22 protein-coding genes are annotated in these 23,226 nt (G+C 72.4%); 5 read left to right on the forward strand and 17 right to left on the reverse strand.

Annotated features, from left to right (window positions below; all coding sequences use genetic code 11):
* The first annotated feature begins 36 nt into the window (after window positions 1-36).
* Together ACIO5D_RS15500 and ACIO5D_RS15505 are read left to right on the forward strand one after the other, a co-directional pair.
* Window positions 37-519, forward strand: a complete 483-nt coding sequence (locus ACIO5D_RS15500) for a GNAT family N-acetyltransferase (protein ID WP_400657986.1) — start codon at window positions 37-39, stop codon at window positions 517-519.
* 105 nt (window positions 520-624) lie between these two features.
* Entirely contained in the window at window positions 625-1,326 is a 702-nt protein-coding gene (locus tag ACIO5D_RS15505) for an exonuclease domain-containing protein (RefSeq protein WP_363609227.1), read from the forward strand.
* 10 nt (window positions 1,327-1,336) lie between these two features.
* Here ACIO5D_RS15505 and ACIO5D_RS15510 read toward each other — a convergent pair whose 3' ends face one another.
* The 4 genes from ACIO5D_RS15510 to ACIO5D_RS15525 all read right to left on the reverse strand — a co-directional run bounded on the left by ACIO5D_RS15510 (window position 1,337) and on the right by ACIO5D_RS15525 (window position 6,862).
* Window positions 1,337-2,080: a hypothetical protein gene (locus ACIO5D_RS15510; RefSeq protein WP_400795477.1), complete on the reverse strand. Its 744-nt coding sequence runs from the start codon at window positions 2,078-2,080 to the stop codon at window positions 1,337-1,339.
* 218 nt (window positions 2,081-2,298) lie between these two features.
* Entirely contained in the window at window positions 2,299-3,387 is a 1,089-nt protein-coding gene (locus ACIO5D_RS15515) for a polysaccharide deacetylase family protein (protein ID WP_400795480.1), read from the reverse strand.
* A gap of 115 nt (window positions 3,388-3,502) precedes the next feature.
* Window positions 3,503-4,396, reverse strand: a complete 894-nt coding sequence (locus ACIO5D_RS15520; protein ID WP_400795483.1) for a phosphotransferase enzyme family protein — start codon at window positions 4,394-4,396, stop codon at window positions 3,503-3,505.
* Window positions 4,397-4,555: 159 nt separating this feature from the next.
* Entirely contained in the window at window positions 4,556-6,862 is a 2,307-nt protein-coding gene (locus ACIO5D_RS15525) for an MMPL family transporter (protein ID WP_400795540.1), read from the reverse strand.
* A gap of 477 nt (window positions 6,863-7,339) precedes the next feature.
* On the opposite strand from ACIO5D_RS15525, the gene ACIO5D_RS15530 reads away from it, so the two are divergent.
* The 3 genes from ACIO5D_RS15530 (at window position 7,340) to ACIO5D_RS15540 (ending at window position 11,844) form a co-directional block, all read left to right on the forward strand.
* Entirely contained in the window at window positions 7,340-9,520 is a 2,181-nt protein-coding gene (locus ACIO5D_RS15530; RefSeq protein ID WP_400657978.1) for an MMPL family transporter, read from the forward strand.
* A 298-nt stretch (window positions 9,521-9,818) separates the two neighbouring features.
* Complete coding sequence (locus ACIO5D_RS15535; RefSeq protein WP_363609217.1) at window positions 9,819-10,022, forward strand: cold-shock protein; 204 nt, start codon at window positions 9,819-9,821, stop codon at window positions 10,020-10,022.
* 157 nt (window positions 10,023-10,179) lie between these two features.
* Entirely contained in the window at window positions 10,180-11,844 is a 1,665-nt protein-coding gene (locus ACIO5D_RS15540; RefSeq protein ID WP_363609215.1) for a DEAD/DEAH box helicase, read from the forward strand.
* Window positions 11,845-11,915: 71 nt separating this feature from the next.
* Here the strand turns inward: ACIO5D_RS15540 and ACIO5D_RS15545 are convergent, their stop codons facing one another.
* The 13 genes from ACIO5D_RS15545 to ACIO5D_RS15605 all read right to left on the reverse strand — a co-directional run bounded on the left by ACIO5D_RS15545 (window position 11,916) and on the right by ACIO5D_RS15605 (window position 23,164).
* Window positions 11,916-12,125, reverse strand: coding sequence for a DUF397 domain-containing protein (locus tag ACIO5D_RS15545; protein ID WP_363609213.1), 210 nt, complete (start codon window positions 12,123-12,125; stop codon window positions 11,916-11,918).
* Window positions 12,107-12,958, reverse strand: a complete 852-nt coding sequence (locus ACIO5D_RS15550) for a helix-turn-helix domain-containing protein (RefSeq protein WP_400795485.1) — start codon at window positions 12,956-12,958, stop codon at window positions 12,107-12,109. The genes ACIO5D_RS15545 and ACIO5D_RS15550 overlap by 19 nt, the downstream gene beginning before the upstream one ends.
* A gap of 243 nt (window positions 12,959-13,201) precedes the next feature.
* On the reverse strand, window positions 13,202-13,423 hold the full coding sequence (locus ACIO5D_RS15555) for a hypothetical protein (RefSeq protein WP_400760622.1): 222 nt from the start codon (window positions 13,421-13,423) through the stop codon (window positions 13,202-13,204).
* A 41-nt stretch (window positions 13,424-13,464) separates the two neighbouring features.
* Window positions 13,465-14,256: a sirohydrochlorin chelatase gene (locus ACIO5D_RS15560; RefSeq protein WP_400795487.1), complete on the reverse strand. Its 792-nt coding sequence runs from the start codon at window positions 14,254-14,256 to the stop codon at window positions 13,465-13,467.
* An 11-nt stretch (window positions 14,257-14,267) separates the two neighbouring features.
* Entirely contained in the window at window positions 14,268-15,170 is a 903-nt protein-coding gene (locus tag ACIO5D_RS15565) for an ABC transporter permease (RefSeq protein ID WP_363609205.1), read from the reverse strand.
* Window positions 15,157-15,987, reverse strand: coding sequence for an ABC transporter ATP-binding protein (locus ACIO5D_RS15570; RefSeq protein WP_400795490.1), 831 nt, complete (start codon window positions 15,985-15,987; stop codon window positions 15,157-15,159). Before ACIO5D_RS15570 ends, ACIO5D_RS15565 begins: the two co-directional genes overlap by 14 nt.
* Window positions 15,988-16,179: 192 nt before the next feature.
* Window positions 16,180-17,352, reverse strand: coding sequence for an aliphatic sulfonate ABC transporter substrate-binding protein (locus ACIO5D_RS15575; protein ID WP_363609203.1), 1,173 nt, complete (start codon window positions 17,350-17,352; stop codon window positions 16,180-16,182).
* Window positions 17,353-17,624: 272 nt separating this feature from the next.
* A complete protein-coding gene (locus ACIO5D_RS15580; RefSeq protein WP_363609201.1) occupies window positions 17,625-18,941 on the reverse strand; it encodes a GTP-binding protein in 1,317 nt (438 codons plus the stop codon).
* A 2-nt stretch (window positions 18,942-18,943) separates the two neighbouring features.
* Window positions 18,944-19,891 (reverse strand): sulfate adenylyltransferase subunit CysD, encoded by a 948-nt coding sequence (cysD, locus tag ACIO5D_RS15585; protein WP_363609199.1) that lies wholly within the window; start codon window positions 19,889-19,891, stop codon window positions 18,944-18,946.
* Window positions 19,888-20,511, reverse strand: coding sequence for an adenylyl-sulfate kinase (gene cysC, locus ACIO5D_RS15590; RefSeq protein ID WP_400657962.1), 624 nt, complete (start codon window positions 20,509-20,511; stop codon window positions 19,888-19,890). Before cysC ends, cysD begins: the two co-directional genes overlap by 4 nt.
* Before the next feature lie 32 nt (window positions 20,512-20,543).
* Window positions 20,544-21,245 carry a phosphoadenylyl-sulfate reductase gene (locus ACIO5D_RS15595; protein WP_363609197.1) on the reverse strand — a complete coding sequence of 234 codons (702 nt, stop codon included), beginning with the start codon at window positions 21,243-21,245 and terminating at the stop codon, window positions 20,544-20,546.
* Window positions 21,226-21,405 carry a hypothetical protein gene (locus tag ACIO5D_RS15600; RefSeq protein WP_363609195.1) on the reverse strand — a complete coding sequence of 60 codons (180 nt, stop codon included), beginning with the start codon at window positions 21,403-21,405 and terminating at the stop codon, window positions 21,226-21,228. The genes ACIO5D_RS15595 and ACIO5D_RS15600 overlap by 20 nt, the downstream gene beginning before the upstream one ends.
* Before the next feature lie 34 nt (window positions 21,406-21,439).
* The gene (locus ACIO5D_RS15605; RefSeq protein ID WP_363609193.1) at window positions 21,440-23,164 is read right to left on the reverse strand and encodes a nitrite/sulfite reductase; all 1,725 of its coding nucleotides are present in this window, start codon (window positions 23,162-23,164) and stop codon (window positions 21,440-21,442) included.
* Window positions 23,165-23,226 lie beyond the last annotated feature (62 nt).

Raw genomic sequence — 23,226 nt, forward strand, 5'->3', positions numbered from 1 at the left:
GTGCTACGGCCATGAGGCGGCTGGGAGACTACGGCCATGAACAGCCCCGCCGACGCCCCCGCCTGGACCCTGCGCACCGCCGAGGCCGCCGACGTCGAACCCGTCGCCGAACTCCGCGCCGTGGTGATGCGCCCCGACCTCGAACGGCTCGGCCGCTACGACGAGGACCGGGTCCGCCGGCGCCTGCGGGACTCCTTCTCCACCCGCTACACCTCGATCGTCCTGGTGGACGGCGAGTTCGCGGGCTGCGTCACCGTCCGCCCCGCCGAGCAGGGCGGCCGGCTGCTGGAGCACTTCTACCTCGCCCCGCACCACCAGGGCCGCGGCCTCGGCTCCGCCGTCCTGCGCACCGTCCTGGCCGCCGCCGACGCCGCGGGCGAGCCCGTCCGGCTCGACGTGCTCCGGGGCAGCGCCGCCCGCCGCCTCTACGAACGCCACGGCTTCGCCCTGGAGTCCGAGGACCCGGTCGACGTCCGCCTGGTCCGCCCGGCCGGGTCGCGCGAGGCGGCCGCCGCGTAGCAGGGGGCCGCTGGGCCGGGCCCGCCCGCCCCAGCGGCGGCATTGTCGGTGGGGCGGGCGATGATAGGGGCTGCTTCGACCAACCGGACGGAAGGACACACCCCTATGAGCTGGTGGCAGCAGCCACTGGTCGGCTTCGACCTGGAGACCACGGGTACGGACCCGGCCGCGTCCCGCATCGTCACGGCCGCCCTCGTGGACACCGTCGGAGCCCGCCGGCTGAGCGCCACCGGCTGGCTGCTCGACCCCGGTGTCCCGATCCCCGCCGAGGCCGAGGCGATCCACGGCATCGGCGACGACCTGGCCCGGAGCAAGGGCCGCCCGGCCAAGGAAGCGGTGGACGAGATAGCCGCGGCGCTGTGCGAACGGCTCGCCGCCGGCCGCCCGGTGGTCGCCTTCAACGCGCCCTTCGACCTCTCGCTGCTCGACGCCGAACTGCGTCGCCACGGCCTGGCGCCGCTCGCCGAGCGGCTCGGCGGCCCGGTCGCGCCGGTGCTGGACGCGCTGGTCATCGACCGGGCCGTGGACAAGTACCGCAAGGGCTCCCGCACCCTCCAGCGGGTCTGCGAGGTGTACGGCGTGGAGCTGACCGACGCGCACGAGGCCGGCAGCGACGCGCTGGCCGCCGTCCGGGTCGCCGTCGCCCTCGCCGAGCGCTACCCCGGCCAGGTCGGCGACGTCCCGCTGGCCGAGCTGCACGACCTCCAGATCGGCTGGCACCACGACTGGGCGGAGGGCCTCCAGGCCTGGCTGCGCCGCGCCAAGGACCCGCAGGCCGTCATCGACCCCCGCTGGCCGCTGCGCTGAGCCCCTCGGCTCAGCTGTACGCGATCTTCTCCACCTCGTACAGCTGGGCGGCGCCGATCCGGTCCTCGCCCAGGGAGAGCAGCCAGGGCAGCAACTCGGCCGTGGCGTCCAGCTCGTCGTAGAAGCCGAGCCGGAGCCCGGAGAGCTGCCCGTAGGACAGCCAGCCGGCCATGGCGTCGGAGAGGTGGCGCTCCGCCGCCTCGGTGCGGGTCGCGGCCCAGATGCCGAGCCACGGTGCCAGGGAGCCGGTACTGACGGCGATCGTCTCCAGCACGTCGGTGACGGGGGCGACGCCGGGGTGCCGGTGCAGGGTCGCCCGCCACCAGGCCGACCAGACCGCGTCCAGCGCCTCCCGCTCGGGGCCCGGCCAGTCGCGCCAGCCGGCTTCGAGCAGCCGGGAGGCGATCAGGCCGTGGTCGACGTGCAGCCGGCCGGTGGCCAGCGCCCGGACGATTCGGGGCGTCATTTTTCGGTACAGGCCCGGACCGTCGTCCCAGTGGCCGATCGATTTGGCGGAGACGGACGGGATCAGCTCCTCGGGCACCAGCCGGGCGGGCCCGGCGAGCGCCGCGAGCCCGGCGTCGGGGTAGCAGTAGGCGCAGCCGCCCACGTCGAACGGCTGGTCGGAGAACGGTGCGAAGGCGGCGTCCAGCGCGTCGAGCGCGGTGCGGAGCCGCTGGTCGGGGTCGGTCACGATCACCTGCGGGGGGACCTCGTCCGGCGTGCCGGAGAAGAGATCGACGCTATCACGCACGCTCAGCCGGGTCGCGCCCGAGGGCCCGGGCCTTGGAGAGGGTGAACTCGGCGGCGTCCAGGGCGCCTTCGCGGTGCAGGGCGGACAGCCGCTCCAGCTCGTCGACCAGCCGCGGGTCGCCATCGCGGTCGGGGGCGGCGTCGGCGGGGCCGGGCGTGGGGAAGGTGACCCGGGCGGTGCCCGGGTGCAGCGGGTCCAGGTGTCGGAGATAGGGGAGTTCAGCTCGCCGGGAAGTCGAAGCGGTAGCCCTGGGCGATCAGCCAGGGGATCAACTGCCGCAGCGCGGCCACGGTTTGGCTGCGGTCGCCGCCGCCGTCGTGCAGCAGGATCACGCCGCCGGGCTTCAGCTGGCTCCGCACGGTGGAGACGATCGAGGCGACGCCAGGGCGGGACCAGTCGCGCGGGTCCACGGACCAGCCGAGCGGCCGCATGCCCAGGTCGGCGGAGATGCGCTCGTTGTCGGCGTTGAACCCGCCGCCGGGGGCGCGGAACCAGCCGACCCCGGTGCCCGGCCCGCCGGCCCGGACGATCATGTCCTTGGCGGCGGAGATCTCGTACACGGCCTTGTCGTGCGGGAGCGCGGCGAACGGCTGCGGGTGGTGCACGGTGTGGTCGCAGAGCCGGTGGCCGGCCGCCAGGACACGCCTGACCATCGCGGGGTCGGCCGCGGCCTGCCGGCCGATCTGGCAGAACGTCGCCTTGACGCCGTACTGCGCGAGCAGGTCCAGGACCTGGCCGGTGGCGGGGCCCGGGCCGTCGTCGAAGGTGAGCGCCACGGTCCGTCCGCCGGAGGCGGTGGAGCGGACGACCGCGGCGGATCCACCGCTCGCGGGCGGAGCGGGCTGCGCGGGCGGGGTCTGGGCCCCGGTGGCCGGCGGGGCGGCCGGCGTCGTCGGGGGCTGCGAGGGCGTCCGGACCGGCGGCTTCGACGCGGTCGGCGGTGTGGCGGCGCCCGTCACGGGCCTGGGCGCGGACGGCTTCGGGGTGCCGACCGGCCGGCCGGGCGGGGTGGGGGCGGAGTCCGGGGAGACCGGCACGCCGTCCGAGCCCGGCGCCGGGACGACGGACGGACCGCCGGGCGGCCCACCGGACGGTGCGCCGGGCACCGACGGCGCGCCGGTGCCCGGCTGCGGCTGGAGCGCCCCGTTGGCCGTGCCGCAGGCCGCCAGGGCCAGCGAGGCGGCCACCGCGAGGCAGCCCGTGATCAGCGGGCGACGGCGCCGGACCGACGGACACGACGGACGCGGCGGCCTCGGCGGGACGGAGGGGCTCGACGACGGTCGTGGCGGGGTGGCGTGCTCAGGCATGGCGGCGGCTCCTGAGATGGTGAGGCGGCGCGATCCCTCGGTCAGGGCAGGGCGACTCTCCGGTGGGACGCCGGTGCCAGGCCTCCCGGTTGCGTCCCCGTCCGTCCCCGTCCGGTCAGAACGGGTACCAGCGCACGTCCGTCGCCCCCTCGCGCAGCGAGTCCACCCGGCGGCGGAACTCGGCGAGCGCGGCCGGATTGCCCGGCGCCTGCTGCGCCACCCAGGAGGCGCTGGCCGTCTCGCGGGCCCCGCGCAGCACCGCGAAGCCGGGCCACTCGCGGACGTCCCAGCCGTACCCCTCGGTGAACGCCCGGTAGTCCTCACCCGGTACGCCGTACCGGTCGTGGCTGAGCGCGAGCACCACCAGGTCGTGCTCGCGCAGGTCGTGCGAGACGTTCTCCAGGTCGAGCAGGACCGGGCCGTCCGGGCCGACGTGGACGTTGCGCGGCAGTGCGTCGCCGTGGATCAGCCCCGGCGTCAGATGTGGGGTCAGGTCCGGCAGGGCGGCGGTGAAGGCGTCCCGGCGGTGGCGCAGGAAGGCGACGTCGACGGGGTCGACGTGCCCCTCGGCCGAGGCCAGCCAGCGTTCGACCGGGGCCAGCAGGTCGCGCCGGGCCAGCGGGAAGGGCGGCAGCGGCAGCCGGTGCAGGGCGCGCAGCAGCGGGGCGAGGTCGGCGGGGCGGGCGGGCCGCTCGGCGGGCGCGAGCCGGTGCCAGAAGGTGACGGGGTGCCCGTGGGCGAGCTGCGGCTCGGGCTCGACGGCGTCGTACGGGCGGACCACCGGGATGCCCTGCCCGGCCAGCCAGTCGGCGACGGCCAGCTCGTGGTGGGCCCGGTCGTAGAGCTCGGGGCCGCGGCCGACCTTGGCGACCACGGCCGGGTCGCCGAGGTCGAAGACGGCGTTCTCGCCGAGCGCCAGCAGCCGGGCGTTGCCCGGGCCGGGCAGGCCGGCGGACTCGCAGGCGTGGGCGAGCAGCAGCCGGGCGCGGCCCTCGTCGAAGGGGATCATGGACGCGGCTCCGTTCCTCGGGGTGGCCGAGCGGCTCGGCCGGGGGTGGGGGACGGTGATCATCATGACGCACGAGGGCCGGGCCCCGCGTGACGCGGGGCCCGGCCGTGGAGCGGAGGAGCCGGTGGTTCCGGTGGTGGTGTGGTGCCGGTGGTGGTGTCAGACCTCGATCCGGCGGTGCCGCGCCCCCTCCGCCGGGGCGCCGGCGGGGGCGGGGACGGTGCCCTGCGAAACCTGGCCGGCATCGACCGGCGGGAAGCTCTCGCCGTGCGAGAGCTCGGGCAGCCAGCGCAGCCAGGACGGCAGGTACCAGTTGCGCTCGCCGAGCAGGGTCATCACCGAGGGCAGCAGCACCGCGCGGATCACGGTCGCGTCGATCAGCACCGCTACCGCCAGGCCGACGCCCATCTGCTTCATCGCCTGCATGGAGAGGGTGCCGAAGACCCCGAACACCGCCACCATGATCACCGCGGCGCTGGTGACCACCCCGGCCGTGGAACGGATGCCGTGCGCGATGGCCGTCCGGGTCGGCAGGCCGCGGTCGCGGCCCTCCTTGATCCGGGAGACCACGAAGACGTGGTAGTCCATCGAGAGGCCGAAGAGGATCACGAAGAGGAAGAGCGGCACCCAGGACTCGACCGCGCCGACCCCGGCGGTGCCCAGCAGCGAGGCGCCCACCCCGTGCTGGAAGACCAGCGTCAGCACCCCGTACGCGGCGCCGACCGAGAGCAGGTTGAGCACCACGGCGGTGGCGGCGACGGCCAGCGAGCGGAACGAGGTCAGCATCAGCAGGAAGGCGAAGAGCACCACGAAGCCGAAGACCAGCGGCATCGAGCCGGTCATCTTCGCGTTGAAGTCGTAGGAGCCGGCGGTGCGGCCGGTGACCGGGGCCTCGGTGCCGGGCACCTTGAGCACGGTGGCGGGCACGATCTCGCCGCGCAACGTCTTCAGCGCGTCGTTGCTGGCGGTGTCGTTGCCGCTGCCCTGCAGCGGGATGTCGACGGTGGCGATGTTCTTCTCGGGGTGCACGGCGACCTCGATCGGGCCGTGCATCCGGCCGCTGGCCAGGGCCCTGGTCCTGAGGTCGGCGATCGCGGCGGTCATCGCCGGGGAGGTGATGTCGGTGGCCTTGATCACCACGGTGGCGGGGGCGGGGCTGCCGGGGAAGGCGGCCTCGATCTTCTCCGAGGTGGTGACCAGTTCGTTGCCCTTGGGCAGCTGCTGCTGGAAGGTGAGGTTGGCGGTGTGCATGGTCAGCATCGGCGCGGCGAGGCCGACCAGGAGCGCCCCGGCGAGCACGGTGGCGGCCAGCGGGTGGCGCAGCACGGGGGTGAGGACGGCGTTCCAGACCCGGCCGCCGGTCGCGGCGGCGTCCGGGCGGCGCAGCCGGGCCAGCAGCGGGACGCGGCCCTTCTCGACCTTGTCGCCGAGCATCGACAGCAGCGCGGGCAGGACGGTCAGCGAGCCCAGCACGGCGGTGATCACGACCACGATGGTGGCGTAGGACATGGCCTGGAACTCGGCGATGCCGGTGAGGAACATGCCGGCCATGGCGACCACGACGGTGACACCGGAGACCAGGACGGCCCGGCCGCTGGTGGCGGCGGCGATCTTCAGCGCGGTCTCCAGGTCGCGCCCGGCGGCCCGCTCCTCGCGCTCGCGGCGCAGGTAGAAGAGGCAGTAGTCGACGCCGACCGCGAGGCCGACCAGCAGCATCACCGAGCTGGCGTTGTCGCTGGTGTGCAGGAAGCCGCTGCTCAGCGCGACCAGCCCGCCGGCCGCGACGAAGGCGGTGATGGCCAGCACCACCGGCAGCACGGCGGCGACCAGCGCGCCGAAGGCGATCAGCAGGATGCCGAGCGCGAGCGGCACGGCGGTCCACTCGGCGCGGGCGAAGTCGTCGGAGAACTGGTCCTGGATCCACTTGTTGGAGCTGGCGTCGCCCAGCTCGACCACGGTCAGGTCCGGGTGCTGCTTCTGCACCTGGGCGACGGCGTCCATGATGGCCGGGACGTTCTCGACGGCCTCCTTGCGCTCGCCCTTGACGGTGAACTGGACGAGCGCCGAGTGCCCGTCCGCGGAGACAGCCTTGGTGTCGTACGGGGATTGGACACCTTCGGCCTTGCCGGTGCCGTTGACGGCGCTCACCACCTGGTCGACGGCGGTTCGGAAGGTCGGGGCGTCGGCGGTCAGCGCGGTGCTCTGGACGAGGACGGTCTCACTGGCGGGGGGCTTGAGGCCTGCCTCGTCGAGGATCTTGGCGGCGCGGGCGACCTGTCCCGGCATCGACTCGGAGTCGGTGACCTTCTCGCTGCCGTGCAGGCCGCCGAGGAAGGTGGCGAGGACGACGAAGAGCAGCCAGCCGAAGACGGCTGTCTTTCTGTTCCGGGCGCTCCAGGCGCCCATCGAGGCAGCCATGCCGAGCTTGGTCTTCACGGGATTTCCCCCAGGGAGAGCGGCGGTCATCGCCGGGTGAGCGGCGGTGGCCACCCCGGCGGGATCAGGTCGCGGGCGGTGCGCCCGGCGTCGCAATCGACAGTAGGGAAAAGGCCGTTGACCAGGTATCCGGCTGGCGGGGGAGTTCTTCCTGGGGGTTTCCTCGGGGGAGGGGTGGGGTTATCCCTACCCCCCTACCCTGATGTCTCCTCCCTCGGGGTGGGGGAGGGAAGTCCACCCTGAGGGGGAGCGGTCTCCACCCCGAGTACGAGGTACGGGGGTCGTCCGGCGGGTGAAGATGGTCGGGGCTCGCCGTTCGGCGACCCTGAGGGGGGTCGGCCACGGGGGCTGCTTGCCGGGCGGCAAGCAAGTTCTCGTAGGATGATGTCCTCTGAACACTTACCTGCCGACCGGCAAGGGGGCTCCGCGTTCCCCGCCGGTCCTGCCGTCGCCCGACGTCCCGTCCCTCAGGGCTGCGGTGAGTCATGCCCAGGAGGCATCACGAGCATGTTCCACCGAATAGGACAATTCGTCGTCCGCTACGCCTGGTGGGTGATCGCGGCGTGGATGGTCGCGGCCATCGCGATCATCGGGACGGCGCCCAAGCTGACCGCCAACACGGACGAGTCGGCGTTCCTGCCCAAGCACTACGAGTCCATCCAGGCCATGCAGGTCCAGGAGAAGGCCTTCCCGTCCGCCGTCTCGCCGTCGGCGCTGCTGCTCTTCGAGCGTACCGACGGCGGCAAGCTGGACGAAGCGGACAAGGCCACCATGGCCAAGGTCGTGCAGGGCCTGACCGACAAGAACATCCCGCTGGTCCAGAAGGTCCTCCCGGTCAGTGACGAGTCCGTCTCCAAGGACGGCAAGTACGCCATGTCGATGGTCGCCATCGACAAGTCGAAGATGCAGACCGACGAGTACAGCGACGCCGCCAAGAAGCTGCGCGAGGAGGGGACTTCGCTCGCTTCCGGCAGCGCCCTGAAGTTCCAGGTCGGCGGCCCGGCCGCGAGCGCCCTGGACCAGAAGGACTCCGGCAAGACGGCGGAGATGCTGATCGGCGTCGGCACCATCGTGATCATCCTGCTCACGCTGGGGATCATCTTCCGCAGCCCGATCATCGCGCTGCTGCCGGTCATCTCGGTGGCCATCTACTCGATGGTCGCCAACGGGCTGATCGCCGACGCCAGCAAGCTGTTCGGCCTCAAGGCCGACAACTCGATGTCCGCGATCCTGATCGTGGTGCTGTACGGCGTCGGTACCGACTACTTCCTGTTCCTGATGTTCCGCTACCGCGAACGGCTGCGGGCCGGGGACACCCGCAAGGAGGCCGTGGCCAACGCCGTCGGCCGGGTCGGCGAGGCGATCGCCTCCGCGGCCGGCGCCGTCGTGGTCGCCTTCGCGGTGCTCGTCCTCTCCAGCCTCGGCATGTTCAAGGCGCTCGGCCCCTCGCTGGCCATCGCCGTGGCGGTCACCGCGGTCGCCTCGGTCACCCTGGTGCCGGCGATCCTCTGCCTGATCCCGGAGCGGGTGCTGTTCTGGCCGTCCAAGGCCTGGCAGCGCGAGCCCTCCAGCGCCCGCTTCGCCGCGATCGGCCGCGGCGTCAGCCGCCGCCCGGCCATGGCCGCCCTGGTCTCCGGTCTGGTGATGGTCGGTCTGGCGCTCGCCGCCCTCGGCTACAAGGGCACCTTCGACCTGGCCGGCAGCTCCATGCCGAAGACCAAGGAGTCGATGGTCGTCCAGGACACGATGATCAAGGCGTACTCGGCCGGCGCCGCCGACCCCGCCCACGTCTACGTCTCCAGCCAGAACGGCACCAAGCTCGACGCCGCCGGCCTCCAGGGCTACGTGGCGGAGCTCGGCAAGGTCGACGGCGTCAGCGGCGCTGTCCTGGCCGACCCGGCGCGCAACATCAGCGCGGACGGCCTCACCGCCGACATCACCGTGGTGCTGAAGGACGAGTCGGCCAGCAACGCGGCCATCGACACCATCGGCGCGGTCCGTGATGTCGCTCACGACAAGGCCCCGGCCGGCACCAAGGCGTACGTCGCCGGCACCAGCTCCGTGTACAAGGACATCAACACGGCGATGGTGCACGACTACACGCTGGTCTTCCCGGTCGCCGCCCTGCTGATCATGATCATCCTCGGCCTGCTGCTGCGCAGCGTGGTCGCCCCCTGGTACCTGATGGCCTCGGTCGGCCTCGGCTTCGGCGCCACCCTCGGCGCCACCAAGCTGGTCTTCCAGGACATGAAGGGCGAGGCGGGACTGATGTTCATGCTGCCGATCTTCATCTACCTGTTCGTGGTGGCGATCGGCACCGACTACAACATCCTGATGATCGCCCGCCTGCGGGAGGAGGCCCGGGAGGGCCGCAGCCCGCGCGAGGCGGCCGGTCAGGCGATCCGCCACGGTGGTCCGACGGTGGCCGCGGCCGGGTTCATCCTGGCGGCGACCTTCGCCACCATGCTGCTCGCGGGCAACACCATGCTCAGCGAGATGGGCTTCTCGATCGCCATCGGCATCATCGTCTCGGCCTTCGTGATGTCGATGTTCTTCACCCCGGCGCTCACCGCGCTGCTCGGCCACCGCGCCTGGTGGCCCGGCCACGGCGACACCGTCGGCCACGGTTCCGGCCCGGCGCCGCTCGCCGGCGCGCACGACGTACCGGAACCGGCCGGACGGCACTGACCGTTCGTAGTCGGCCAGGGGCGGGCGGTACTCTCTTCGGGGGGTGCCGCCTGCCCCCTTTCCCCGGCCGGCAAACGTGACGTGCTGGGCAAAAAAGCCCCGGTCACTCGGGGTGTCGTCGTGCTACAGTCGAACCAGTTGCAGTTTTGGTTCCCATGAACGTGTGTGTGCGCCTGCTGGTTCCAACCAACAGGCGCATTTGTTTTGTCCGGTGTTTCAGTCTCCGGATGGGGATCGCGGCTACTTTGGGGCCCGCGAGGTGCGGGTTCCGATGCCCCAGTTTTTAGAGGAGACGGTTATGGCTACCGGCACCGTGAAGTGGTTCAACAGCGAAAAGGGCTTCGGCTTCATCGAGCAGGACGGTGGCGGCGCCGACGTGTTCGCCCACTACTCGAACATCGAGGCGCAGGGCTTCCGTGAGCTCGTCGAGGGCCAGAAGGTCGAGTTCGACGTCACGCAGGGCCAGAAGGGCCCGCAGGCCGAGCACATCCGCGTCATCTGAGTCCAGCCACAGAGCTGACTCGCGATCTCGCGCAGCGAGGGCCCGTACCGCACGGTGCGGGCCCTCGCCCATGCCGCCGAACGGCCGGGGCGGCACCTGACTCCCGACGGCCGAACCGCCCCGATCCCGGGGTGCCAGACGACCGGACGGAGACTCCGTGACCACCCCTGCCCGCTCGCCCCGCGAGGGCGACCGCAACCGTAAGCCCCGCAGCCGCAACACCGGCGCGGGCGCACCGCGCAGCGCCGGCACCCGTGGCGGCGCCCCCCGCAACGGCGCACCCCGCAAGAGTGCCCCGCGCGCCGCCGAGCCCGCCGACTTCACCGTGGTCGAGGGCACCCCGCCCCGCCCGCCGGTGGCGAGCTTCGCCGAGCTGGAGCTGCCCAAGGGCATCCTGAGCGCGCTCACCCGTGAGGGTGTCATCGAGCCGTTCCCGATCCAGGCCGCCACCCTGCCGGACTCCATGGCCGGCCGCGACGTGCTCGGCCGCGGCCGCACCGGCTCCGGCAAGACCCTCGCCTTCGGCCTGCCGCTGCTCGCCCGCACGGCCGGCCGTCGCGCCGACGCCCGGTACCCGCTGGCGCTCGTCCTGGTACCCACCCGCGAGCTGGCCCAGCAGGTGACCGACGCGCTCACCCCCTACGCCACCGCGGTCAACCTGCGGATCGCCACCGTCGTCGGCGGCATGTCGATCACCCGGCAGGCCAACGCCGTGCGCCGCGGCGCCGAGGTCCTGGTCGCCACCCCGGGCCGGCTGGACGACCTGATCAACCGCGGCGACGTCCGGCTGGACCACGTCGCCATCACGGTCCTCGACGAGGCCGACCAGATGGCCGACATGGGCTTCCTGCCGCAGGTCACCAAGCTGCTGGAGCAGGTCGCCGAGGGCGGGCAGCGGATGCTGTTCTCCGCCACCCTGGACCGCAACGTGGACCGCCTGGTGCGGCGCTTCCTGACCGACCCGGTGACCCACTCGGTCGACCCGTCGGCCGGCGCGGTGACCACCATGGACCACCACGTGCTCCAGCTGGACGCGTCCGACAAGGCGTCCGCCACCGCGCACATCGCCTCCCGCGAGGGGCGCCTGATCATGTTCGTGCACACCAAGCACGGCGCCGACCGCCTCGCCAAGCAGCTGCTGGCCAACGGCGTGAAGGCGGCCGCCCTGCACGGCGGCAAGTCCCAGCCGCAGCGCAACCGGGTGCTCGACCAGTTCCGCGACGGCCACGTCACCGCGCTGATCGCCACCAACGTCGCCGCCCGCGGCATCCACATCGACGGCCTCGACCTGGTCGTCAACGTCGATCCGCCGATCGACCACAAGGACTACCTGCACCGCGGCGGCCGCACCGCCCGGGCCGGCGAGTCCGGCACGGTCGTCACCCTGGTCCTGCCCGAGCAGCGCCGCGAGGTCAGCCGGCTGATGACGGTGGCCGGCATCCGCCCGACCACCACCAAGATCCGCCCCGGCGACGCCGAGCTCAGCCGCATCACCGGCGCCCGCACCCCCAGCGGCGTGCCGGTCACGGTGGCCGTCCCGGTCGTCACCCAGCCGGCCGCCGCCGCGGACGGGAAGGCCGGCGCCCCGCGCCGCCGCCCCGCCAAGCGCTCCGGCCTGCCGACCGACGTCGACATGAACGGCAACCCCCGCCGCCCCCGCCCCAAGCAGCGCATGGGCGCGGCCGGCGGCGGCCAGGGCGGCGGCGGCTCCCGCCAGGCGGCCGGCTTCATCGGCCGCTCCTCCGGCCGCGCCAAGCCCGGCTCCGGCACCAAGTCCGGCTCCAACTACGGCACCGGCCGCCAGCGCCGCAAGTCGGACTGACGCCACCTGACCAACGGCCCGGCACCCCTGACGAGGGGTGCCGGGCCGTTCTGCACTCCTGTGGGCAACGGTCAGACCGTGCCGAACTCGCCATCCTGGACGGCCGCCACGAAGGACTGCCAGGCGTCGGCCGGGAAGATCAGAGCGGGGCCGGCCGGGTCCTTGGAGTCGCGGACGGGCATGAGGCCGGCGAACCCCGGCGCGACCTCGACGCATGCGCCGCCGTTGCTGCTGTAGCTGGACTTGATCCAGTGTGCGCGGGTCAGGTCAGTGCTGGACATGGGGATGGTTCCTCCCGGACGGCGCGGATCATGGCAAGGGAATCGGCCCTCGACAGTGCCTCAACCTGCAGCCGATCGTAGTCCCTGTCCCACGCGATGACGGTGTCCCTTTCGCGCTCCAGCAGGCCTCGTTGATGGGATTCCGTGTAGCCGAGCATGGTCCCGGTGGGGAGTGTCAGCAGGTAGACGGCCATCATGAACGGGGCTCGTTCGCCCAGGCCGAACGGCGCGACCTGGAGGATGACGTTCGGGCGTTCTGCCAGGGCTTCAAGGTGCCGGAACTGCTCGACCATGACTTCCGGTCCGCCGACCTGCCGCCGAAGACAGCTCTCATCCAGCACCGCGTGGACGAGCGGTGGCTTTGTGCGCTCGAACAACTGCTGGCGAGCGGAGAGAAAGGCCGCACGTTGAGCCGCCTGAGCCGAGGTGATGCTCCCGCGTTGCACGGCTGCGGCCGCGATGGCGGCTGCATAGTCCGGCGTCTGGAACAAGCCGGGGACCAAACCGAGTTCGAACACTCTTATCTTGGCCGCCTTCGCTTCCTGCGCGGCGTACTCGGGGAAGCCCTCCAGCAGGGCCGTGTGCTTGTGCTGGAACCACATCAGCACCAGCGTGCCGCCTGTGTTCAGTACTTCGTCGACCTTGCGCGCGAACTGCTCGCTGGGCGCCTCGCGGGATGCAAGTTCGGTGTAGGAGACGTACGAGGGGTCGTAACCGACCTTCCTGGCCAACTCTGCCTGCGTCAGCCCCGCAGCCTCGCGTGACCTGCGAAGTTGCACGCCGAAAGGCGCCCAGTGGCTTGATGACGGATCAAGTTGCTTTCGATTCACCATGGTTCACCAACCTGGGAAGGCGTCAGTCTCCTGTCAGGAGATGAGGCCGATCGTACGCCAGCAAGGTCCGTCGTGGGTACGGATTGTGAGAGTTCATGAGCACAGAGCTACCTGTGGCGGTTGGAACATGGTGATGGATCGCAGGATTCCCAAGATGGGGTCGTTGTCTCCAGCCGGAAGATCAGCCTCGGGGCCTCGGGTCTCGGCCGGTTCGGCCGTTCGCGCGAGGGTGTCGCTCGTGGTCTAGGCCTCGCGCAGTTCCGTCCGGATGATCCGCTTGGCCTCGGCGGCGAGGTTGGGGTTGGCGCTGACGCCTGTCCCGGTGAAGCTCAGCCGGTGGCGTGGCGGGGTCTCGCCCTCACCTGTCGGGCGGAGTGTGTGACGGCGGATCTCCTCGGCCTGCCCGGCATTCAGTCGCCCGATGAGGTCGGGGAGTTCGGGTTGGCGGTCGTGGGCGACACTCATGTCACGAGGCTACCGACCCCGTACCCGTCGCTGTGGGTGGCTCAGGCGGTGCGGGCCGGGGCGGCGAGGGTGGCCGGGCGGGCGGCGTCGTAGCGGGTCAGGAGGAGGCGGGCGACCTCGGGGGCGGGGCCCAGGACGCCGGCCAGGAGGTCGGCGCCGGCGTCCTCGGCGGCGGTCGCGATGCGGTCCGGGAGGAGGCCGGGGGCGAGCAGGTACGGCGCGACGGCGACCTGCCGGGCGCCCGCGGCGCGCAGGGCGGCGACGGCGTCGGGGACGCGGGGCCCGGCGGCGGAGGCGTAGGCGACCTCGGCGGCGGCCCAGCCGCGGGTGCGGCGCCACTCGGCGGCCACCGCCCGGGTGGCGGCGTCGGCGGCCGGGTCGGAGGAGCCCGCGGCGGCGAGGACGACACCGGTGCGGGCCCGGACGGCGGCGGAGGAGACGTCCAGCCCGGCCTCGGCGAGGCGGCGGTCCAGGGCGGCGAGCAGCAGCGGCGAGGGGCCGAGCACGTCCGCCACGGGCAGGGCGGCGCCGGCCGCGCGCAGGGCGGCGGGGATGTCGTGCTTGGCGTGGAAGGCGCGGTTGAGCAGCAGCGGCACGGCCACGGCGGCGGTGAGGCGGGCGACCACCTGCGGGATGCGCGGCGCGCAGTGGTCCAGGTAGGCGGTGGCCACCTCCAGACCGGGCCGCAGGGCGCGGACCTGCCCGACCAGCGCGGCCACCGTCGCGGCGTGCCGGGGGTCGCGGCTGCCGTGGGCGATCAGCAGCAGGGCGGGGCCGCCCGCCACCACCGGTGCGGTGGCGGCGGACAGCCGGCCTTCGTTCCTGCGGAGCATGCGGAGCGGCCTTACTTGACGGCGGCCAGCAGGCCGCGGTTGCGCAGCACCCGGCGCTCGATCGGGGTGAACACCAGCAGCTCGATGGCGATCCCGACGAACAGGATGAGGATGATACCGAGCAGCACCCCGGCCATGTCGGAGAACTCCCGCTGGTTCTCCAGGTACCGGCCCAGGCCCAGGCCCAGGTCGGGGGAGGAGGCGACGAGTTCGGCCGCCATCAGGGAGCGCCAGGAGAACGCCCAGCCCTGCTTGAGGCCGGCCAGGTAGCCGGGCAGCGCGGCCGGCAGCAGGATGTGCCTGGCCCCGGCCAGGCCGGTGGCGCCGATGGTCCGTCCGGCCCGCAGGAACAGCGGCGGCACCTGGTCGATGCCGGACACCAGCCCGTTGGCGATGGACGGGACGGCGCCGAGCAGGATCACCGCGTACATCATCGAGTCGTTGATGCCGAGCCAGATGACGGCGGCCGGCACCCAGGCGACCGACGGCAGCGACTGCAGACCGGAGAGCACCGGCCCGAGGGCGGCCCGCACCGGCTTGACCCGGGCGACCACCAGGCCGATCGGGGTGCCGATGACGACGGCGACCACGAAGCCGGACAGGCCGCGCCAGACGCTGGTCCAGATGATCGAGAACAGCGTGCCTTCCGTCCAGAGGTCCCCTGCGGCCCCCAGGACGTCGGCCGGGCTGGGCAGCTTGTACGAGGGGGTGAGGTGCAGGCTGTAGGCGCCCTGCCAGAGGGCGAGCACCAGCACCACGCCGAGCAGCGGCGGCAGCGCCTTCTGCCGGAGCACCTCGCCGAGCGAACTGCGCTGCGCGGTGACGGAGTCCAGCGCGTCCAGGCCGGCCCCGACGTCGGCCGAGTCGGTGGGCGCGGCCTTGTCCAGGACCGGGGTGGTGTCAGTGCTGGCCATGGCGACGGATCTCCCCACGCAGTTCTTCGGTGATCTCGATGGACAGGTCGGCGACGCCGGCGGACTCGATCCGGCGCGGCTGTGGCAGGTCGATCCGCCACTCACGGGCGACCCGGCCGGGACGGGAGGAGAGCAGCACCACGCGCTGGGCGAGCCGGACGGCCTCCCGCACGTTGTGGGTGACGAACAGGACGGAGAGCTGCCGCTCGGCCCAGATCCGGGTGATCTCGTCGTGCAGGACGTCCCGGGTGATGGCGTCGAGCGCGGCGAACGGTTCGTCCATCAGCAGCACCGAGCCGCCCTGGGCGAGCGCGCGGGCCATCGCCACGCGCTGGCGCATGCCGCCGGAGAGCTCGTGCACGCGCCTGCCGTACGAGCCGCCGAGGCGGACGAGTTCGAGCAGCCGCTCGGCCTCGGCCTTGCGTTCGGGGCGGGCCACGCCGTTGAGCCGCAGGGCCAGTTCGATGTTCTTGCCGGCCGTGAGCCAGGGGAACAGCGCGTGCTCCTGGAACATCAGCGCGGGGCGACCCCCGGCCACCTCGATCGAGCCCGCGGTGGGCTTGTCGAGTCCGGCGACCAGGTTGAGCAGGGTGGACTTGCCGCAGCCCGAGGCTCCGAGCAGCGTGACGAACTCTCCCGGCGCGACATCGAGCGTGATGTCGTCCAGGACGGGGGTCTCCGAGCCTGCGCGGCCGAAGGACTTGTGCACGTGCGAGATCCGGACGGCGGGCGAGCCGCCGCGGGCGTCGACGCCGGTGGCGTCTTCCGAGGTGGTCAGTGCCGGGGACATCCGGGCACCTCCTGCATGAGTGGTCATGGGCCCCTCCTGCCGTTGGCGGGCAGGGAGGGAGAGGCTGGCGACGCGGGGCCGGGGTCCGGCCCCGCCCGTCCCGTGCTTGCGGGCATCGATTGGGCATCGACCGGGCGGGCGGGGTCCGGACCGCGGAGCTTGGAGCGCGGCGGCGCGCCACGGGTGTGACGCGGCCGGCCGCGGGTGGGGCGGGCCGCGCTACTTGGTGCCGAGTCCGGCGTCCGCCACGGCGCTCTGGCCCTGGGCCGCGAGCACCTTGTTGAGCAGGGTGAGGTCGTAGATGCCGTTCAGGTTCGGCTTCTTGAGCAGGCCCGCGGTGACGGCGTGGTCGGCCTCGGCCTGGAGGGTGTTGGCCAGCGGGTCGTCCAGGAAGTCGATGTCCTGCCAGGCCGGGTCGAGGATGGCCGCGTCCAGCGCGCTGCCGGCCTCCTTCTTGATGGCCTCGTTGGCGTCGGCCTTGGCCTTGTCCGGGTTGGCCTTGATGAAGGCGTTGGTGTTCACCGAGCCGCGCAGCACGGCCTCGACCACGTCCGGGTGCTCCTTGAGGAACTTCTGCGAGACGATGATGTTGGTGATCACGAACTTCTTGTCCGGCCAGATGTCCTTCTCGTTGAGCAGGACCTTCGCGCCGAGGGTGACCAGCTTGGACGCGGTGGGCTCGGGCGCCCAGGCGCCGTCGATCGAGCCCTGCTTGTAGGCGTCCGGGGTGACCTTGTTGTCCGAGCGGACCACCGAGACGTCACCGGCGCCGGTCTTGGCGTCCACCTTGTAGCCCTTGCCGGCCAGGTAGTTGAGCAGCGCCACGTCCTGGGTGTTGCCCGCCTGCGGGGTGGCGATCTTCTTGCCCTTGAGGTCGTCCAGGGAGGAGATCTTGTCGGGGTTGACCACCAGCTTGACGCCGCCGGAGGCCGAACCGCCGATGATCTTCAGCGACTCGCCGTTGGACTGGGTGTAGCCGTTGATCGCGGGGGAGGGGCCGATCCAGCCGATGTCGATGGAGCCGGCGTTGAGCGCCTCGATCTCGGACGGGCCGGCGTTGAAGACCTGGGTCTTGATCTGGGTGGCGCCCAGCTCCTTCTGGAAGATGCCCTCCTGGAGCCCGACCAGCGGGGTGCCGTGGGTCAGGTTGGCGAAGTAGCCGATCTTGACCGTGTCGGCGGAGAGCTTCGCACCGGAGGCGGAACCGGCGGCGGGGGCCGCGGAGCCGGACTTCTTGTCCTCGCTCTTCGAACCGTAGCCGCAGGCCGAGAGCAGGGCCACGGCGGTGAGGCCGGCTATGGCGGCCGCGGCGGAGCGTCTGATCCGACCGGCGGCCGGGCGTGCGGGCCTATGGGGAAGCGGGCTGTGCGGGAGTGCCTGGTTCGGTGCCATGGGCGGAGTCCTGTTCACAGACGGACCGTCAGGAGGCGGTCTCGGGGCGGAAGTCGGGCAGTGGTGCTTGCGGCATCGGGATGCCGGGCAAGCCGGGCCCGCGTCGCTGTACCGGCTGTGGGGCGGGACAGCGGCGGCGGGGCCCGGTGACAGGGCTGCCAGTCAGCCCTGTCGGCCCGCACATCGGGTCAGGCCGCCCTGGCCACTGCCGAGGACGCCGCTGCCGATGCGGCCGCCTTCCTTGTCCATGCCCGAGAACGCCTCGCTGGGCATCAGACCCAGTCCTCCTCGTTGGATGCGTCGGGTGCGTCGGTGCGTACGGTGTCGAACGCCTCGCCCGCCATGCCGGCGGTGAGGGTGGTGCCGTCGGCCGGGTCGATCAGCAGGAACGAGCCGGTCCGGCGGTTGTCGGAGTAGGCGTCGAGGGCCAGCGGCTCGGCGGTGCGGAGCACCACGTGGCCGAGGTCGTTGACGTTCAGCCCCTCGGCGCCGGAGCGCCGTTCGAGCGTGTCGATGTCGATGCGGTAGGTGATGTCCTTGACCAGCGCCCGGACGGTGCGGGTGGTGTGCTTGAGCAGCACCTTGTCACCGGCGCGCAGCGGGCGCTCGCTGAGGTGGCTGACGGTGGCCTCGATGTCCTTGGTGGGCACCGGGGCCGGGCCGGCCGCGATCAGGTCGCCGCGCGAGATGTCGATGTCGTCGGCGAGCCGGACGGTGACCGACTGGGGGGCCCAGGCGACGTCGGTCTCGGTGCCGAGCGCGTCGATGCCCGCGACGGTGGTGGTGTGGCCCGAGGGCAGCACCGTCACCGCGTCGCCGACCCGCAGCACACCGGAGGCCAACTGCCCGGCGTAGCCGCGGTAGTCGGGGTGCTCCTCGGTCTGCGGGCGGATCACGTACTGGACCGGGAAGCGGACCGGTTCGGCGCTCGGGTCGCTGCCGACGGGCACCGTCTCCAGGTGCTCCAGCAGGGTCGGGCCGCCGTACCAGTCCATGTGGGCGGACGGCTCGACCACGTTGTCCCCGGCGAGCGCGGAGATCGGGACGGCGACCACGTCCTTGACGCCCAGCGAGGCGGCGTAGACGGTGAACTCCTCGGCGATGCGGGCGAAGACGGGCTCCGCGTAGTCGACGAGGTCCATCTTGTTGACGGCCAGCACGACGTGCGGCACCCGCAGCAGCGCCGCGACGGCGGCGTGCCGGCGGGTCTGCTCGACCACGCCGTTGCGGGCGTCGACCAGCACGACCGCGAGTTCGGCGGTGGAGGCTCCGGTCACCATGTTCCGGGTGTACTGCACGTGCCCGGGGGTGTCGGCGAGGATGAACCGCCGCCGGGGGGTGGCGAAGTAGCGGTAGGCGACGTCGATGGTGATGCCCTGCTCGCGCTCGGCGCGCAGGCCGTCGGTGAGCAGCGCGAGGTCGGGCGCGTCCTGGCCGCGGCTCAGGGAGGCGCGCTCGACGGCCTCCAGCTGGTCGGCCAGCACGGACTTGGAGTCGTGCAGCAGTCGGCCGACCAGGGTGGACTTGCCGTCGTCGACCGATCCCGCGGTGGCGAAGCGCAGCAGGGCGGTGGCGGTTGCGGTGGTCATGGTTAGAAGTACCCCTCGCGCTTGCGGTCTTCCATCGCTGCCTCGGAGAGCTTGTCGTCGGCGCGGGTGGCGCCGCGTTCGGTGAGGCGGCTGGCGGCGATCTCGGCGATGACGTCGGCGATGGTGACGGCGTCGGAGTCGACGGCTCCGGTGCAGGACATGTCGCCGACGGTGCGGTAGCGGATCAGGCGCCGCTCGACGGGTTCGTGGTCCTTGGGGCCGCCCCAGTCGCCGGCGGTGAGCCACATGCCGGAACGGGAGAAGACGTCGCGCTCGTGGGCGTAGTAGATCTCGGGGAGTTCGATGTTCTCGCGCTCGATGTACTGCCAGACGTCCAGCTCGGTCCAGTTGGAGAGCGGGAAGACGCGGACGTGCTCGCCGGGCGCGTGGCGGCCGTTGTAGAGCGACCAGAGCTCGGGGCGCTGGCGGCGCGGGTCCCAGGCGCCGAACTCGTCGCGCAGGGAGAAGACGCGCTCCTTGGCGCGGGCCTTCTCCTCGTCGCGGCGGCCGCCGCCGAAGACGGCGTCGAACTTGTGGGACTCGATGGCGTCGAGCAGCGGGACGGTCTGGAGCGGGTTGCGGGTGCCGTCGGGGCGCTCGCGCAGGCGGCCGTCGTCGATGAAGTCCTGGACGTGGGCGACGTGCAGGCGCAGGGAGTGCCGGGCCGCGACGCGGTCGCGGTAGGCGATCACCTCGGGGAAGTTGTGGCCGGTGTCGACGTGCAGCAGCGAGAACGGGATCGCGGCCGGCCGGAACGCCTTCAGCGCCAGGTGCAGCATGACGATGGAGTCCTTGCCGCCCGAGAAGAGGATCACCGGGCGCTCGAACTCCCCCGCGACCTCGCGGAAGATGTGCACCGACTCCGCTTCCAGCGCGTCCAGGTGGGACAGCGCGAAGGGGTTCTTCGAACCGTCGTCGGTGTGGACCGGGCTGTCGGTCGCGGTGGTCATGCGAGGCCCCTCTCGGTCAGGAAGGCGTGCAGCTCGGCGGCGGAGTCGGCCACCTCGCGGCCCTGGGTCTGGAGGCGCAACTCCGGGTTCTCCGGGGCCTCGTACGGGTCGTCGACACCGGTCAGGCCGGAGATCTCGCCGGCCGCCTGCTTCGCGTACAGCCCCTTGACGTCGCGCTCGGCGCAGAGTTCCACCGGGGTGGCGACGTGGATCTCCAGGAACTCGGTGCCGGCCGCGGCGTGCCGCTCGCGGACGGCGGTGCGGGAGTCCGCGTACGGGGCGATGACCGGGGCGAGCACCTTGACGCCGTGGGCGGCGAGCTTCTCGGCCACGAAGCCGATCCGGGTGACGTTGGTGTGGCGGTCCTCGCGGGTGAAACCGAGGCCCTTGGAGAGGAACTCGCGGATCTCGTCGCCGTCCAGGACCTCGACCCGGTGGCCCTCGGCGCGCAGCCGCTCGGCCAGGGCGAAGGCGAGCGTGGTCTTGCCGGCGCTCGGCAGCCCGGTCAGCCACACGGTGGCGCCGCGCTCGCGGGGGGCGGCCGCGCGGGCCGTCCCTGCGGCTCCGTCGGCGGCCGGGCCCGCGGCGGAGCCGCTGATGGACACAGGGGCTGTCGTCACGGTGAAGTCTCCATAGGGGTGTTGACGGTGGATCAGAGGTGGATGCCGCACTCGGTCTTGCCGGATCCCGACCAGCGGCCGGCCCGGGCGTCCTCGCCCTCGGCGGGCTTGCGGGTGCAGGACAGCGGCGCGCAGCCGACGGACGTGTAGCCCTCCCACAGCAGCGGGTTGAGCAGGACGCCGTTGGCGTTGACGTAGGCGTCCACGTCCTCCTGCGTCCAGCGGGCGATCGGGGCGAGCTTGACCTTGCGGCGCTTGGCGTCCCAGGCGACCACGGGGGTGTTCGCCCGGCTGGGCGACTCGTCGCGGCGCAGCCCGGTGGCCCAGGCGTCGTAGCCGCCGAGGCCGCGGTTGAGCGGCTCGACCTTCCGCAGCGCGCAGCACAGGTCGGGGTCGCGGTCGTGCAGGGCGGGCCCGTACCGGGCGTCCTGCTCGGCCACGGTCTGCAGCGGCTTGAGGGTGATGACGTTGACCGGCATCACCGCCGCCACCGCGTCCCGGGTGCCGATGGTCTCCGGGAAGTGGTAGCCGGTGTCGAGGAACACCACGTCCACGCCGGGGAGGACCGAGGAGGCGAGGTGGGCCACGACCGCGTCCTCCATGGAGGAGGTGACGCAGAACCGCTTGCCGAAGGTGTCGGCGGCCCAGGCCAGGATCTCCTGCGGGGTCGCCTCCTCCAGCTCGCGGGCGGCCCGGACGGCGAGCGCCTCGTGGTCAGGCGTCGTGCCGGTCATGCGGCCCACCCCCGTTGGTCGTCGACAGCAGGCCGAGGAACTTCAGCTGGAAGGCCCGGCGGCAGGCGTGGCACTCCCAGGCGCCGTGCCCGGCCTCGGAGGGCCGCAGGTCCTCGTCGCCGCAGTACGGGCAGAAGAACGGTGCCGCTCGCTCACTCATGCGCCCACCTCGCCGGCTCGTCCGCTTCGCTCGTTCACGAGAGCTGCTCCTCGCCGGCCCGGGCCGCCCACTGGGCGAAGCGCTCGCCCTCGGCGCGGTCGGCCTGGTAGCGGGTCAGAACGCGCTCGACGTAGTCGGGCAGGCCGTCCTTGGTGACCTTGAGCCCGCGGACCTTGCGGCCGAAGCCGGCCTCCAGGCCCAGCGCGCCGCCCAGGTGCACCTGGTAGCCCTCGACCTGCTCGCCGTTCTCGTCGGTGACCAGCTGGCCCTTGAGGCCGATGTCGGCGACCTGGATGCGGGCGCAGGCGTTGGGGCAGCCGTTGATGTTGATGGTCAGCGGCTCCTCGAAGTCCGGCAGGCGCTTCTCCAGCTCGTCGATGAGCGTGCGGCCGCGCTCCTTGGTCTCGACGATGGCGAGCTTGCAGTACTCGATGCCGGTGCAGGCCATGGTGCCGCGGCGGAACGGCGACGGGGTGACCCGCAGGTCCAGCGCCTCCAGACCGGCCACCAGCGACTCGACCCGGTCCTCGGCGATGTCGAGGACGATCATCTTCTGCTCGGCGGTGGTGCGCAGCCGGTCGCTGCCGTGCTCGGCGGCGAGGTCGGCGATCCGGCCGAGCAGTCGGCCGTCGACCCGGCCGACGCGCGGCGCGAAGCCGACGTAGTAGCGGCCGTCCTGCTGCCGGTGCACGCCGACGTGGTCGCGCCAGCGGCCGCTGGGCTCGCTCGGCGCCGGGCCGTCGACGAGCCGGTACTTGAGGTACTCGTCCTCCAGGACCTGGCGGAACTTCTCCACGCCCCAGTCGGCGACCAGGAACTTCAGCCGGGCGCGGTTGCGCAGCCGGCGGTAGCCGTAGTCGCGGAAGATGCCGATGACGCCGCCGTAGACGTCCGCGACCTCGTCCAGCGGGACCCAGGCGCCCAGGCGCACGCCGAGCTTGGGGTTGGTGGAGAGCCCGCCGCCGACCCAGAGGTCGAAGCCGGGGCCGTGCTCGGGGTGGACGACGCCGACGAAGGCGACGTCGTTGATCTCGTGCGCGACGTCCAGCAGCGGGGAGCCGGAGACGGCGGACTTGAACTTGCGCGGCAGGTTGGAGAAGTCCGGGTTGCCGATGAAACGGCGCTGGATCTCCTCGATGGCGGAGGTGCCGTCGATGATCTCGTTCTCGGCGATGCCGGCCACCGGGGAGCCGAGGATGACGCGCGGGGTGTCGCCGCAGGCCTCGGTGGTGGAGAGGCCGACGGCCTCCAGCTTCTGCCAGATCGCGGGGACGTCCTCGATCCTGATCCAGTGGTACTGGATGTTCTGCCGGTCGGTCAGGTCGGCGGTGTTGCGGCCGTACTGCTCGGAGACCTCGGCGATCGCCTTCAGCTGGGCGACGGTGAGCCGGCCGCCGTCGATGCGGACGCGGAGCATGAAGTACTCGGCGTCGAGCTCGTGCGGGTCCAGGATCGCGGTCTTGCCGCCGTCGATGCCCTCCTTGCGCTGGGTGTAGAGACCCCACCAGCGCATCCGGCCGCGCAGATCGGCGGGGTCGATCGAGTCGAAGCCGCGCTTCGCGTAGATCGTCTCAATACGTGTCCGTACGTTGAGACCGTCGTCGTCCTTTTTGAACTGTTCGTTGGCGTTCAGCGGCGTGAAGTGGCCCATGCCCCACTGGCCCTCGCCGCGGTGGCGGGTCACCTTGCGAGCCGCCGCGGGGCGGCGCGCGCCGGCGCTGTCGGCCGTGGGCTCGGCGGTCTCGGGAGTGGTGGCCATGGTGAAGTCCTTCGGAGGCAGGTGGCTCTGACGCCGGGTGGGTCGCTGGGCGTGCTCGGCCG

Source organism: Kitasatospora sp. NPDC087315, from assembly GCF_044744345.1.
GTDB lineage: Bacteria > Actinomycetota > Actinomycetes > Streptomycetales > Streptomycetaceae > Kitasatospora.